The sequence below is a fragment of the Lachnospira sp. genome, assembly GCF_016290755.1.
GTDB classification, from domain to species: Bacteria; Bacillota; Clostridia; order Lachnospirales; family Lachnospiraceae; genus Lachnospira; species Lachnospira multipara.
The window spans coordinates 1-14,231 of the sequence record NZ_JAEEVD010000061.1 but is presented as its reverse complement, the minus strand read 5'-3'; the positions used below and the strand labels follow the sequence as shown (position 1 = coordinate 14,231).

11 protein-coding genes and 1 pseudogene are annotated in these 14,231 nt (G+C 34.1%); 7 read left to right on the top strand and 5 right to left on the bottom strand.

Annotated features, from left to right (window positions below):
• Nucleotides 1-33 precede the first annotated feature (33 nt).
• Both QVA17_RS11180 and guaA read right to left on the bottom strand, forming a co-directional pair.
• Entirely contained in the window at nt 34-759 is a 726-nt protein-coding gene (locus QVA17_RS11180; RefSeq protein ID WP_287388950.1) for a hypothetical protein, read from the bottom strand.
• A gap of 231 nt (nt 760-990) precedes the next feature.
• Nucleotides 991-2,532, bottom strand: a complete 1,542-nt coding sequence (gene guaA, locus QVA17_RS11175; RefSeq protein ID WP_287388948.1) for a glutamine-hydrolyzing GMP synthase — start codon at nt 2,530-2,532, stop codon at nt 991-993.
• A gap of 246 nt (nt 2,533-2,778) precedes the next feature.
• Here guaA and QVA17_RS11170 point away from each other — a divergent pair, with 246 nt between their 5' ends.
• On the top strand, nt 2,779-3,522 hold the full coding sequence (locus QVA17_RS11170) for a GTP pyrophosphokinase (protein WP_330635201.1): 744 nt from the start codon (nt 2,779-2,781) through the stop codon (nt 3,520-3,522).
• A gap of 108 nt (nt 3,523-3,630) precedes the next feature.
• Here QVA17_RS11170 and QVA17_RS11165 read toward each other — a convergent pair whose 3' ends face one another.
• The 3 genes from QVA17_RS11165 to uvrB are packed head-to-tail and all read right to left on the bottom strand — an operon-like array spanning nt 3,631 to nt 9,191.
• On the bottom strand, nt 3,631-4,287 hold the full coding sequence (locus QVA17_RS11165) for an HAD family hydrolase (RefSeq protein WP_287388946.1): 657 nt from the start codon (nt 4,285-4,287) through the stop codon (nt 3,631-3,633).
• A 38-nt stretch (nt 4,288-4,325) separates the two neighbouring features.
• Nucleotides 4,326-7,184 (bottom strand): excinuclease ABC subunit UvrA, encoded by a 2,859-nt coding sequence (gene uvrA, locus QVA17_RS11160; protein ID WP_287388945.1) that lies wholly within the window; start codon nt 7,182-7,184, stop codon nt 4,326-4,328.
• A 15-nt stretch (nt 7,185-7,199) separates the two neighbouring features.
• On the bottom strand, nt 7,200-9,191 hold the full coding sequence (uvrB, locus tag QVA17_RS11155) for an excinuclease ABC subunit UvrB (RefSeq protein WP_287388943.1): 1,992 nt from the start codon (nt 9,189-9,191) through the stop codon (nt 7,200-7,202).
• 429 nt (nt 9,192-9,620) lie between these two features.
• On the opposite strand from uvrB, the gene QVA17_RS11150 reads away from it, so the two are divergent.
• The 6 genes and pseudogenes from QVA17_RS11150 to QVA17_RS11125 all read left to right on the top strand — a co-directional run.
• On the top strand, nt 9,621-10,349 hold the full coding sequence (locus tag QVA17_RS11150) for a hypothetical protein (RefSeq protein ID WP_287388941.1): 729 nt from the start codon (nt 9,621-9,623) through the stop codon (nt 10,347-10,349).
• Nucleotides 10,330-11,430 carry a hypothetical protein gene (locus tag QVA17_RS11145; RefSeq protein WP_287388939.1) on the top strand — a complete coding sequence of 367 codons (1,101 nt, stop codon included), beginning with the start codon at nt 10,330-10,332 and terminating at the stop codon, nt 11,428-11,430. The genes QVA17_RS11150 and QVA17_RS11145 overlap by 20 nt, the downstream gene beginning before the upstream one ends.
• Complete coding sequence (locus tag QVA17_RS11140) at nt 11,406-11,753, top strand: hypothetical protein (RefSeq protein WP_287388938.1); 348 nt, start codon at nt 11,406-11,408, stop codon at nt 11,751-11,753. Before QVA17_RS11145 ends, QVA17_RS11140 begins: the two co-directional genes overlap by 25 nt.
• A gap of 113 nt (nt 11,754-11,866) precedes the next feature.
• Nucleotides 11,867-13,141 (top strand): AAA family ATPase, encoded by a 1,275-nt coding sequence (locus QVA17_RS11135; protein WP_287388937.1) that lies wholly within the window; start codon nt 11,867-11,869, stop codon nt 13,139-13,141.
• A complete protein-coding gene (locus tag QVA17_RS11130; protein ID WP_287388936.1) occupies nt 13,131-13,766 on the top strand; it encodes a hypothetical protein in 636 nt (211 codons plus the stop codon). Before QVA17_RS11135 ends, QVA17_RS11130 begins: the two co-directional genes overlap by 11 nt.
• Before the next feature lie 259 nt (nt 13,767-14,025).
• Nucleotides 14,026-14,231, top strand: a pseudogene (locus QVA17_RS11125) (DUF4869 domain-containing protein); the annotation flags it as partial.

Here is a 14,231-nt window from a genome sequence, read left to right as displayed (position 1 = left end):
CTCAATAAAATTTTATAGACATACTTAACCATTTTATAAAGCTACATAATTATACTTCTTAGTTTTATACATAATCTTCGACAAAACATAAGAAACGAACCCAATTAAAATATTTGCATAAACAGTAATAATGTAAAATGATTCTACCACATTTCCTTCATTTTCATTTATAAAAGAGATTGGTAAAATACATGCATAACTATTTATTCCTTTTTTTCCGTCGACCACGCCGATTATCCATGTAATGTCACTATTAGAAGTTATGTTGGCACATAAAAAATAAGCTTCTAAGCCTACTATCACTCCACCTATTATTAACAACGTAAGAAGAGCTAAGAACTTGTTGTCAATATTTTTGATTAGCTGCAACAAAAAAATTAATAATAATAAAAATGAAATTACTGCCACAATTTTACTAATAAAATAAATTCCACAAATCTTCATCTTTAATGACATACTAAACTGATTTAATGCTAAATATCTTACTAAACCTAGCGTAAAATACAACATCATAAATCCAAAATAAATAACACCCTTTTTCTTAAGTATTTCATATTTTGATCTTGGACTTAGTAACAGCATTGTATCGTTACAAAGGTAAAAATATCCATAATAATCCCATATACAATATCCCACTATAAATATCCATGATAACATTTGCCAAAATGAATAAATTGTATCAACACCATTTTCAACATGTATAACATTCAATAATTCCAACACATCTAATAATATTTCAATTGCAATTATTGCTCCCATTAAATAACGTTTTTACTATCTTGTTTTTTTATCTCTAAATTAATATTTTTTAAAATTGTGTTTTTTCCACGTTTTACACTTAAATTTTTTATTATCATACTTCTCACCTAAAACAAAAAAGCTACTATATGGCTCTCGCACATATAGTAGCTTTGAATATATACTGAATTTATGTTTAAAAATTCTGCTGCTTTATGAAATAATTCATATCACTTATATTTAACTACAGGCTTATTCAAATTCTATAGTAGCTGGTGGTTTACTTGTGCAATCATACATTACACGGTTTACACCCTTAACTTCGTTAACAATTCTGTTAGCTACCTTAGTTAATACATCCCAAGGTATCTGAGCACAGTCAGCTGTCATGAAATCTGATGTCATAACGGCACGAAGTGCGATAGCATAATCATATGTTCTGCCATCACCCATAACACCTACTGAACGCATGTTAGTAAGTGCTGCGAAGTACTGACCAAGATTCTTATCAATCCCTGCCTTAGCAAGTTCTTCTCTGTAAATGTAATCAGCATCCTGAACAATCTTAACCTTCTCAGCTGTTACTTCACCGATAATTCTAATTCCAAGACCTGGGCCTGGGAATGGCTGACGGAATACAAGATTTTCTGGAAGACCAAGTTCAAGACCAGCCTTACGAACCTCATCCTTAAATAACATACGAAGTGGTTCAATGATTTCCTTGAAATCAACGAAATCTGGAAGACCACCAACGTTGTGGTGAGACTTAATTACTGCTGACTTACCAAGACCTGATTCAATAACGTCTGGGTAAATAGTTCCCTGTGCAAGGAAATCAACAGCACCAATCTTCTTAGCTTCTTCTTCGAAAACTCTAATGAACTCTTCACCAATAATCTTACGCTTAGCCTCTGGTTCTGTAACACCAGCAAGCTTGCTATAATAACGCTCCTGAGCGTTAACACGAATAAAGTTAAGGTCGAAATTACCATTAGGGCCAAATACAGCCTCAACCTCATCGCCTTCATTTTTTCTTAAAAGACCGTGATCTACGAATACGCATGTAAGCTGCTTTCCAATAGCACGAGCAAGTAAACCAGCTGCAACAGATGAATCAACACCACCTGATAGAGCAAGTAAAACCTTACCGTCGCCTACCTTTTCACGAATCTGGGCAATTGTAGTTTCAACGAAAGAATCCATCTTCCAATCACCACTACATTCACAAACATTATATAAGAAGTTTCTAATCATCTTCTGTCCCTCAACAGAGTGCATAACCTCTGGATGGAACTGAACTGCATATAACTTCTTAGCTTCATCTTCCATAGCTGCAACTGGGCAGTTTGGAGTATGACCGATTACCTTAAAGCCCTCTGGAGCCTTAGCAATATAATCTGTATGACTCATCCAAGTTATTGTCTTAGGGCTAACGCCTTCAAATAACTTAGAATTAACATCTACTTCTACCTCTGTCTTACCATATTCACTAACTGGTGCAGTTAAAACCTGACCACCAAGCTTATGAGCCATAAGCTGTGAACCATAACAGATACCAAGAATAGGTATACCTGCTTCCATGATAGCCTTATCATAACTAGGTGATTCTTCCTCATAAACACTATTAGGACCACCTGTAAAAATGATACCCTTTGGCTTTCTTGCGATAATATCCTCTAACTTAGTAGTATAAGGGATAACTTCTGCGTATACATTACATTCACGTACACGTCTTGCTATAAGCTGATTATACTGTCCACCGAAATCAAGTACTAATACTAACTCGCTGTTCAATTAATTGTCCTCCTATTCTTAATCTATATGAATTAGAAAATGTAACATTTTCCAATTACCATCAAAATGACGTCTTTTTATTATACATTTCAGATATAAAATTATCAACTAATATTATAACGCAAAGCAATACTTTTTTACACTTATTATAAAATAATAAAGTTCATAGTAAATTCTAACAACTAATAGAAAATTAATGCTATAATTTACTAAATAGAAATACATTGGAGGTTTTACTAAAGCGATATGGATATTAATGCGAACAATTTATACAGCAACTCAGCTTACAGCAAAGTAAGTGATGAATACAATGCCAAGCAAATTGCTAGAATGGTTAGCGATGGGGAAATTCCACTATCCGAACTTGAGAAAATTTTTAAAGAAACACAGCAGATGCTTGCGAATTATAAATGTGCCATGCTTGAGGTGGAGACTAAATTCAAGGTCTTAAACGAGCAATTTTCACTAGACCATGAAAGAAATCCAATTTCATCAATTTCTACAAGACTTAAGTCACCACAAAGTATTGCAGAAAAGCTTCGTCGTAAAAATATACCACTAGGACTTAAGTCCATCGAAAAGAATATGTATGACGTGGCCGGTGTTCGTGTGGTTTGCTCCTTCGTAGATGATGTATATTTTCTTGCGGACTGCCTTTTGCAACAGGACGATGTCCGTTTATTACAAAGAAAGGATTACATTAAAGAGCCAAAAAGCAACGGATATAGAAGTCTTCACTTAATTATTGAGACACCTATTTTCCTTGAAAATGAAAAACGCTTCATGAAGGTGGAAGTTCAGCTCCGTACAATTGCTATGGAATTCTGGGCTAACCTTGATCACAAGATGCGCTACAAAAAGGACATGGATCCAGTTATGCTTACCCTTACTTCTAACGAGCTTTACGAATGTGCTTCTCTAAGTGCTGACTTAGATAGAAGAATGCAGGCTGTAAGAGACATGATTGAGGGCAGCAAGAATAAGGGATAGATTATTAACACTATAACAAAGCACAAAGAGTAGAATTAAGAAATCTTAATTCTACTCTTCTTTATATATAGCAATGCCCCGGTTTATATTTATTAAATTATTGTAAAACTAATTATTAAGCTCTTTTATAACATCAATCACCTGGCTTAAGTCCTCTTTTATACTGTAGCAAAGCTTTTTAACGTCATCCTTAATCATAATAGTATCTGGTACATGAACCACCTTCATATTAGCGGCATGCCCTGCCTTAATTCCATTGATACTATCCTCAATTACCACGCACTCTTCCGGCTTAGTATCAAGAAGGCCTGCTGCCTTTAAGAAAATATCAGGTGCTGGCTTACTATGCTCAATCTCATCACCATAAGCAATACCATCAAGATAATCGAAAGCTCCTATGCTAGTTAAATTCTTAAAAGCCGACTCTCTTCTTGTTGAAGTAGCCACCGCACACTTAAGCCCAGCTTCCTTAATGAAATCTAGAAGTTCAAAAAGTCCCTTTTTTACAGGAACCCCTTCCGTCTCTCTAAGCTTATAGACAAACTGAGTTCTTAATTCTCTTACTTCCCAGAAATCGGCTCTATCTCCAAAGTATTCCTTAAACTTAAGAGCGCTATCACTAGGCGAAGCTCCCTTAAATTCATCCATAAGCCAATTAGGAAGCTCAATGCCCTTTTGCCCTGCAGCCCATTGCCATCCAAGGTTTGATTGACGCTCTGTATCAATCATAACTCCGTCCATATCAAAAATTACTGCTTTTATCATTAAACTAACTCCAATTCATGTCTCTTTTTTACAAAATCTTACAAATATTGTTTAAGATACTTACCTGTGTAAGATTTCTTAACCTTGCAAACCTCTTCTGGTGTGCCCTTAGCAATAACCGTACCGCCTCTAGCACCACCTTCAGGTCCCATATCAATAATGTAATCTGCTGTCTTAATAACATCAAGATTATGCTCAATTACAACTACTGTATTACCACCTTCAGCAAGCTTTTGTAAAATGTCAACAAGCTTATGAACATCAGCAAAATGTAAGCCAGTTGTTGGCTCATCTAAGATATAAATTGTCTTACCTGTACTTCTTTTTGAAAGCTCAGTTGCAAGCTTAATTCTTTGAGCCTCACCGCCTGAAAGCTCAGTAGATGGCTGACCAAGCTTGATATATGAAAGACCTACGTCATTTAAAGTTTCGATTTTACGCTTAACTGATGGTACATTTTCAAAGAAATCCACAGCTTCCTCAACAGTCATATCAAGGACGTCATAGATAGACTTGCCCTTATACTTTACCTCAAGAGTTTCTCTATTATAACGCTTACCATCACAAACCTCGCAAGGCACGTAAACATCTGGGAGGAAATGCATCTCAATCTTTATGATACCATCTCCCGAACAAGCCTCACAACGGCCGCCCTTTACATTGAAACTAAAACGGCCTTTATTATAACCTCTCTCCTTGGCATCCACAGTACCTGCAAAGAGGTCACGAATCTGGTCAAATACACCTGTATATGTGGCAGGATTTGAACGAGGTGTTCTACCAATTGGGCTCTGGTCAATATCAATAATCTTATCAAGCTGCTCGATACCCTCAATATCATCGTGATCACCTGCAATGATTCTTGCTCTATTTAGGGATTTTGCCAAATGTTTATGTAGAATTTCATTTACCAATGAACTCTTACCTGAACCAGAAACACCAGTAACACAAGTGATTACCCCAAGTGGGAAGTCCACATCAATATTCTTTAGGTTATTCTCTCTTGCGCCCTTAACTTTAATCCAACCTGTTGGCTTACGTCGAGTCTTAGGTACAGGAATCTTAATACGACCACTAAGATATGCGCCCGTAAGGGAATTCTTGCATTCCATAATCTGCTTAGCAGTACCAGTGGCTACAACTTCTCCACCATTTTTACCAGCACCAGGGCCGATATCCACAATGAAGTCTGCAGCTTTCATAGTATCCTCATCATGTTCAACTACGATTACTGAATTTCCAAGATCTCGCAAATGTGTCAAAGTGCCAAGGAGCTTGTCATTATCCCTCTGATGTAGACCAATACTTGGTTCATCAAGGATATAGGCAACACCTACTAAGCCAGAACCAATCTGAGTTGCAAGACGAATACGCTGTGCCTCACCACCAGACAAGGTTCCTGTAGCTCTTGAAAGGGAAAGATAGTCAAGACCTACATCAATAAGGAACTTAACTCTCGCCTTAATTTCCTTAAGAAGCTCAGCACCGATATAGAGCTGACGTTCTGTTAGATTCATATTTTCCAAAAAATCAGACAAGTCACAAATTGGTAAATTAGTGATCTCGTAAATATTCTTATCTGCAATAGTTACCGCTAATGAGCTTTCCTTAAGTCGCTTACCCTTACAAGTCTTACAAGGTCTGATTCTCATAAACTCTTCATACTGCTGCTTAGCATTATCAGAACCAGCTTCCTTATATCTTCTTTCCATGTTGTTAATAAGTCCGTCAAACACAATGTCGTAAACGCCTTCGCCGCGCTGACCCTTATACTTAACCTTAACTGACTTGCCCTTAGTACCATTAATAATGATATCCTTAATCTCGTCTGGATAGTCCTTAAATGGTGTATCAAGGGAGAATTTAAACTCCTTAGCCACTGCGTTCATAATAGCACCAGTCCAACTCTTAGGATCAGATACAGACTGCCAGCCATGTCCTGCAATAGCTCCTTCATTAATTGAAAGGCTCTCGTCTGGAATAAGAAGTTCTGTATCAAAATTCATTGTATATCCAATACCTAAACAATCTGGACAAGCACCAAATGGGTTATTAAATGAGAAGCTTCTTGGCTGAATCTCATCAATTGAAATACCACAATCAGGGCAGGCAAAACTCTGAGAGAAGTTAATAGGCTCGCCACCAATAACATCTACCATCATTACGCCCTCAGCAAGCTTAAGAGCTGTTTCCACAGAATCTGTAAGACGCTTATTAATGCCTTCCTTAACCACTAATCTATCTACAACGATTTCGATATTGTGCTTCTTATTCTTATCAAGCTTAATCTCTTCTGATAAATCATAAGTTTCACCATCTACATTAACTCTTACATAGCCCTGCTTTTTAGCCTGTTCAAATAACTTCACATGCTCACCCTTACGGCCTCTTACAACAGGAGCAAGAATCTGAATCTTAGTTCTTTCTGGTAACTCTAAAATCTGGTCAACCATCTGATCTACTGTCTGCTTGTTGATTTCCTTACCACAATTTGGACAATGAGGAATACCAATTCTTGCATATAGAAGTCTGAAATAATCATAAATTTCTGTAACAGTTCCCACTGTAGATCGAGGGTTTCTATTAGTACTCTTCTGATCAATTGAAATTGCAGGTGATAATCCTTCAATTAATTCCACCTGTGGTTTTTCCATCTGACCGAGGAACTGTCTAGCATATGAAGATAGAGACTCCATATATCTTCTCTGACCTTCTGCATAAATAGTATCAAAAGCTAAACTTGACTTACCTGAACCTGAAAGTCCAGTTAAAACAACAAGTTTGTTTCTTGGAATATCTACATCGATACCCTTTAAGTTATGTTCACTTGCACCGCGAATTTTAATGTATTCCTTGAAGTTGCCGCGATGAATATCTTTATTACTCAAATTACTCATTTATTCCTTCCTATCTTACTTATTTTCATAAATATATTTATTAACTTCTATCATCTTATCTCGAAGCTCTGCTGCCAATTCGAAGTTAAGCTCTGCTGCAGCCTTACGCATGTTCTTCTCGATTTCCTTCTTAACCTTCTCAAGTTCCTTAATAGACATGGACTCGTAATCCACCTTGAGCTTATCTGAACCTGCATCTGGATCTGCTGCCCTTGTAATAGTAATAAGGTCACGAACCGCCTTCTTAATAGTCTGAGGGGTAATGCCATGTTCCTTATTATAAGCTGCCTGAATCTCACGACGACGCTCTGTCTCTTTAATAGCCTTATCCATAGAATCTGTAATAGTATCTGCATACATAATTACATGACCCTCTGCATTTCTTGCGGCACGACCAATAGTCTGAATAAGGGAAGTCTCAGTTCTTAAGAAACCTTCCTTATCTGCATCAAGAATAGCCACCAAGCTAATCTCAGGAATATCAAGACCTTCTCTAAGTAAGTTAATACCTACAAGAACATCAAAGCCATCAAGTCGCATATCACGAATTATTCTCTGACGCTCCATGGTATCAATATCTGCATGAAGGTATTCAACCCTAATGCCCACTTCCTTAAGATACTCTGTCAAATCCTCAGCCATCCTCTTAGTAAGAGTTGTAACAAGAACCTTATTCTTCTTCGCTGTCTCTTTATTAATCTCTGAAATCAAGTCATCAATCTGTCCCTCAATAGGACGAACGCTAATCTCAGGATCAAGAAGTCCCGTAGGTCTAATAACCTGCTCAGTTCTTAATAGCTCGTGCTCCTCTTCGTACTTGCTAGGTGTAGCTGATACGAATAACATCTGGCTAATCTTAGACTCAAACTCAGGGAAATTAAGGGGTCTGTTATCCTTAGCTGAAGGAAGTCTAAAACCATAATCCACAAGTGTTGATTTTCTTGACTGATCACCAGCATACATACCACGAACCTGTGGAATTGTAATGTGGCTCTCATCCACAATTATTAGAAAATCCTCTGGGAAATAATCCATCAAAGTATATGGTGGACAACCCGCTGGCAATCCTGCTAAATGTCTTGAGTAGTTCTCAATACCTGAGCAAAAGCCAGTTTCTTGCATCATTTCAATATCAAAGTTAGTTCTTTCTTCTATTCTCTGAGCCTCAAGAAGTCTATCCTCCGACTTAAAGTACTTGATTCTTTCTGCAAGCTCTATCTTAATGTTCTCAATAGCCGCCATCATCTTCTCTTTCTCTACAACATAGTGAGAATTTGGGAAAATGGCTACGTGGTCTCTAATTGCCTTAACTTCGCCGGTTAATGAATCAATCTCAGAGATTCTATCTACCTCATCACCAAAGAATTCCACACGAATGGCATCCCCTGATGAAGCTGATGGATAAATCTCCACCACATCACCACGAACTCTAAAGGTACCACGCTTAAAGTCCTGGTCACTTCTCATGTACTGCATATCAATAAGTCTACGAAGCATGTCATCTCTATCCTTCTCCATTCCTGGACGGAGAGAAACTACCATGTTCTGGTAATCCACAGGGGCACCAAGTCCGTAAATACATGATACGGAAGCTACAATAATAACATCCTTTCTTTCTGATAGGGCTGCTGTAGCCGAATGTCGCAACTTATCTATCTCATCATTAATAGCCGAGTCCTTAGCAATATAGGTATCGCTTTGAGGCACGTAGGCCTCTGGCTGATAGTAATCATAATATGAAACGAAATATTCCACAGCATTCTCTGGGAAAAATTCCTTCATTTCACTATATAACTGAGCTGCCAAGGTCTTATTATGGGAAATAATAAGGGTTGGCTTTTGAACTTTCTCTATTATATTGGCCATTGTAAATGTTTTACCAGAGCCTGTTACACCTACTAAAGTCTCAAACTGGTTACCCATTTCAAAACCCTTGGCTAATTCTTCAATAGCGTGGGGCTGGTCGCCTGTAGGCTGATATTCTGAATGTAAAACGAATTTATCCATAAAGACCTCCTATATATTCATTGTACGCAATGCATTTTACTATTATACATCTCTAATGCAATTATTACTATAACACAAAAAGAATAAAAAAACTCATTCTAGGGGAACAAAAGTTTTGTTTTTCTAAAATACTAGGAAAAATCTCAACTTAAAGCCCCTAAAATGAGTCCTTAATTAATTTCTTAAACTTTTATAAAGCGATACATTTTATCAAGACTCGCTCGCGAGTCTTGCGCGCCGGATTCGGGTCTGCTACTGCAGACAAATTCCTGTCCGAATCCGTGCGCATCCTCGCGGAGCGTTTAACTCAGTCGGAGCTTGTACTCCGACTGAGTTAAAAGAAATTGCTACACTGCCTTTGTTTATACAATATTTGTGATAATATAGAATTGTAGGTATAGTTTAGCTTTTATACAGAAAGGAATCAAAATGGGGAAGTTAAAAAAGCTAATAGAAAAGAGTTGGCAATTTGTAAAAAATAGAATAGAAGAAATTATTCTTGTTTTTTCCATTATTATTTTGATTATTGGTCTTTTATTAGATTTAAAATGTATGATAAAAACTCCATTAAACCATATGGAAGATATGAGTTGGTTATTATCCATACAAACATCTATAGTAGTATTGCCTATTGCTATAGTAGCTTTACTTTCTGGTATTATTTCTGAGTCTTATATGGGAGTTAAAAAAATTGCTTATTATTTGCATATTAAACCACGTATTTTTAAACAGAAAAGAATTATTATTATGGAATTTTTACTGTTGTTTATAAGTGTGTGTATGAATATGTGCCATTTTAATAATTTAATTTTTTCATGTTTGATTATTGAATTGATTATAATTTTATATAACATTTTTGGGATTTTTGAAGCTTATTATGGAAATATAGAAGTTGAGAATGAGATAAAAGAATACTTAGAAAAAGAGGCTGATCTGAATAAAAAATGTGAATCTCATATTTCTGCTTTAATATCTGATTGGGTAAAAATATCTTCAAAGCAATTGTTGGATGAATTTGAAGATTATTTTAAAATGTTTTTTAAGTTTAATCTTGCAATTATGTTAAAAGAAAAAGATACAAAGAAAGCTAATAGCAATGCTGAAAAAGTTGCTAAAGCTTTATTAACAAGTAATTCGAATGATTGTAAGTGTGATTAGATTAGCCTATTATATTAACTTTAACGAGCAAGAAAAAAATCAAGAAATTGATTCTTTAAAAGCTTTAATGGGAAGTCTTGGCTATTTGTTGGATAGACAGGATAAAAAAGGAATAATCTATAATTCTAAATATTGGATAGGATTGATAGTTCAATATTATGGCGATAGCATAAATTTGCCTTATGAAGAATTGAGAAGAAGTGCTAACAAGGATCTTGCAGATTGTTTTATAGAGCTTATTTTTGGGTATATTATAAACGGTTATATAGATTATGTAAAAGAAGGTTTATTTATAAATGAAATTGGTAATACATATTCTGTGCGTGATGATATATATGTGTATAAAATAATGACAATACACTGTATGTTGTATTGGATAGCTTATAGAGAAAGTGAAGATTATATAGATAATAATCTTAAAAATAAGGTAAAAGAGTTGCTTAATGATAAAAAAGTTATAAAAGCAATTAATAATTTCTATAGGGCAGTTTCGAGAAATTATGGTGTTATGGATAAGAATTTACGTATAGAAATTTCTGATACATTGATGAAATATGAATACTTTTTTATTCAAAATGGTATCACTAGTGATATTGTGAATGATTATTACTTGTATGTTGTGATGAAATTTTCACTATACAAGAAAGATCCTGAAAAGGTATTAGATGCAGAATGTTATGGACAATTTTTAAGTTATGATAATCAAAGAAAATTAAAGGAGAGGTTAATTGAAATTGATGAGTTGTTCAATGAAGTAGGAGCAGGTTCAAGTGATGTTGTTGAGGAAATATTAGAGAATTTTTCGAATGTAATGAAGAAAATTTATAAAGCACATTTAATTGAACAATCTAAAAATAAAGAGAAATATTTTGTAGATATGCAATATGGAGAGAAATTCATTAAGGGTTTAAGTGAGTGTTTAGATATAAAAGTGAAAAATGAATTAAGTATTGTTAGTGAAGTATCAAATGTACAAGAAAAAATAGAAAAACATGAAAATGAAATGGATATAAAACTTTATGGGGATGTAAATATGAATTTGAACCATCGGATTATATGCATGAAAAAGAGTTTGCATTAAAGTTAGAGGATTTTGAAAGAAAATTCGTTTTTGGAATAAGTGATGGTTTAGTTATAAAGAGCAATGCCTTAAGTGTAAAAGTTGACAATTTTAAAGTTACTCTTGCGCCAGCTGATGTTGATAAAGATGGCTTTGAATACAAAAAAGTTTGTGATGATAAATATATATATGAACCTAGAATAGGGATTAGATTGGAGTATTCAAAAGACGAGTTACGCCAGTATGTAGCATATATGTATAAAAAAGCAATAATTAAATATGATATAGAAATATGTTATTCAGGTAAGAAAGATGATGTTGTTATAATTACGAGAAATAAATAGAGCTGTTATTTGTTAGAAAAAGGATACAATAATATTTTTTGTGAAAAAATATTGCATGAAAAATAAAGAATGATATAATGGAATTGAAGTATACTCAAAAGGAGGTTTAAACGATGATTATTGAGATAAGAGCAAAGAATTGTTTTGTTTTCGCCGATGAGATATCTTTTTCAATGAAGGCAGATATGAGAAATAAGAAGTTTGCATCTAATGTTCATAGAGAGAATAATTTTAATGTCCTTAAAACAGCTGGAGTATATGGTCCTAATAATGTCGGAAAGACATGCCTTATTAAATGTATAAGAGCTATAAAGAGTGTTTTATTGAATGAGAAGAATGATTTGATGCCTTGTATTTTTACGAAAGATGACGTGTGTCATTTAGGAGTAACATTCTTGGAAGGCGGAAAAAAGTATTCATATGATTTTAATTATAATGCGAAAACTAATGAATATATATATGAATCGTTTTCTGAAATAAAAAAAGATGTGCATGGTAATGAGAAGACAGTGACTATGCTAAAAAGAGATACAGTACAACAGGAATATTATTGTACTAACGAATCGGTTCAAAATATGATGGCTATGATTTCTAAAAATAATTTGTTTTTACATTTAGTTGATGTTACTCAATTTGATTGCTTGAGTAACATGAAAGATATATTAGTTGGATTTGCCCAAAAAATTGACATTGTTAATATGAATAATATTCCAATGGAACATACCATTGAATTAATGAAAAATGAAAATAATTTGCAGCAAAAAATAGTCGAATTCATAAAAAATGCAGATTTGTATATGGATAACTTTGAATATGTTGAAGGAGAAAAAATTCAATTAAAATCAAATGATAAAGAACGACCAGAGGAAAAAGCGTTAGATATTCCTGAAAATATTATGGATCAAATTAGATTAGTGTCAACATATAAGGGCGTTCATGTACCAAGTATGTTATTTGATTCAACTGGAACAAAAAAAATAGCAGCAATTGCAAGTTATGTAATAGAAGCATTAGAAAAAGGAAGAATATTGGTTGTTGATGAATTAGATAGTAGTATTCATTTTAAATTAACTAGAGCTATAGTTGCTTTATTTAATAATGAACTTAATACCAATGCTCAGATGATATTTACTGTACATGATATCAATTTAATGGATTGTAAAAAATTATTTAGAAAAGAACAGATATGGTTTATTCATAAGGATGAAGATGGAGTATATGTATATTCACTCGCTGATTTTACAGCTCAAATGGGTGTTCGAGATACAACGGATGTTATGGAAAAATATAGGAAGGGAACCCTTGGTGCACTTCCAGATCCAGAGTTAATTAAGTCACTTTTAAGTATTAAGAGCAATGCGAAGGGAGAAAAGTCTGATGCAGAATAAACTGCCTAAGCTATTTGACAAACATAAAATATGTGTTATCTGTGAAGGAAATGAAGAATATCAGTATTTAAATAAATTAAAATCATTAAATGTTTGGGATTCACAATACGAATTTATTTTGGATAACGCTGAAGGAAATGGGAATATTCCTGCAAGATATCAGGATAAATTTCAGAATGGCTCTTATGAATTGGTACTTATATTTTGTGACACCGAAAAAAAACCATATGAACAATATAAGGATATAAAGAAAAAAATTAGAGAATTTCATGGTATAGGTACAAAGTCATATAATGTGATTATGTTTGCTAATCCTTGTACAATGCAAATAATAATAAAGCATTGGACGGATGAAATTATTAAGTCACCGTCAAAATCAGTTAATGCATCATTAATCGAAAAATATACAGGTGTAGAAAAGTATAAAGGTAAAGCTGAACAGATAGATGCTGTAATGGAGCACATTACAGCAGAAAACTACAATGATATGCGTGATCGTGTACATAATACTGAAAAAAATGATTCAGTTGTCGGAAGTACTAATTTTGGAATATTTATGGATAATTTTGAAAGTAAAGATGCTGGATGGATTGATGTTATTAACAAAGAATTGGAGGAGTGTTAAAGTATAAAAATCTGATATATTAATTGGATACTTCAATATAATTATGACTCAAAAAAGGAGCATATCAGAACAGCAACACTCAATTTACGATTTAATCCTACAACGAAAAAATCAGCTGAAGATGTGCTTTCACGTTTTGAAAATTGTCTCGTGTTGCTAAGCAAGACTTAGTGGTCTATGATAAACCGTATAATTTTAGATATTTTATGTAAGGATTATCAATAATCAAGAATGAAATCTGTTAAAGGAGTGGCATCGAATGATTGATATATATACAGAAAAAAAAGAGTCAAAAGATTGGATTTTTCAAAATGACTTGTATTTCAATTTGAATACAGCTAATGAAGAAATGTCTGAAAATGAAATAAAGCTCATTCAGCAAGTGGATGAGGCAAAATTGACACCAGATAAACATATTGAAACAAAGTATGGATTGGGTACAATACGTAATTTATCATCTGGATG

Coding starts and splice junctions, on each gene's coding strand:
- uvrA (WP_287388945.1), bottom strand. CDS start 7,184: ATGAGTAATTTGAGTAATAAAGATATTCATCGCGGCAACTTCAAGGAA.
- QVA17_RS11165 (WP_287388946.1), bottom strand. CDS start 4,287: ATGATAAAAGCAGTAATTTTTGATATGGACGGAGTTATGATTGATACA.
- QVA17_RS11130 (WP_287388936.1), top strand. CDS start 13,131: ATGCAGAATAAACTGCCTAAGCTATTTGACAAACATAAAATATGTGTT.
- QVA17_RS11135 (WP_287388937.1), top strand. CDS start 11,867: ATGATTATTGAGATAAGAGCAAAGAATTGTTTTGTTTTCGCCGATGAG.
- QVA17_RS11140 (WP_287388938.1), top strand. CDS start 11,406: ATGCATGAAAAAGAGTTTGCATTAAAGTTAGAGGATTTTGAAAGAAAA.
- uvrB (WP_287388943.1), bottom strand. CDS start 9,191: ATGGATAAATTCGTTTTACATTCAGAATATCAGCCTACAGGCGACCAG.
- QVA17_RS11150 (WP_287388941.1), top strand. CDS start 9,621: ATGGGGAAGTTAAAAAAGCTAATAGAAAAGAGTTGGCAATTTGTAAAA.
- QVA17_RS11145 (WP_287388939.1), top strand. CDS start 10,330: ATGATTGTAAGTGTGATTAGATTAGCCTATTATATTAACTTTAACGAG.
- QVA17_RS11170 (WP_330635201.1), top strand. CDS start 2,779: ATGGATATTAATGCGAACAATTTATACAGCAACTCAGCTTACAGCAAA.
- QVA17_RS11180 (WP_287388950.1), bottom strand. CDS start 759: ATGGGAGCAATAATTGCAATTGAAATATTATTAGATGTGTTGGAATTA.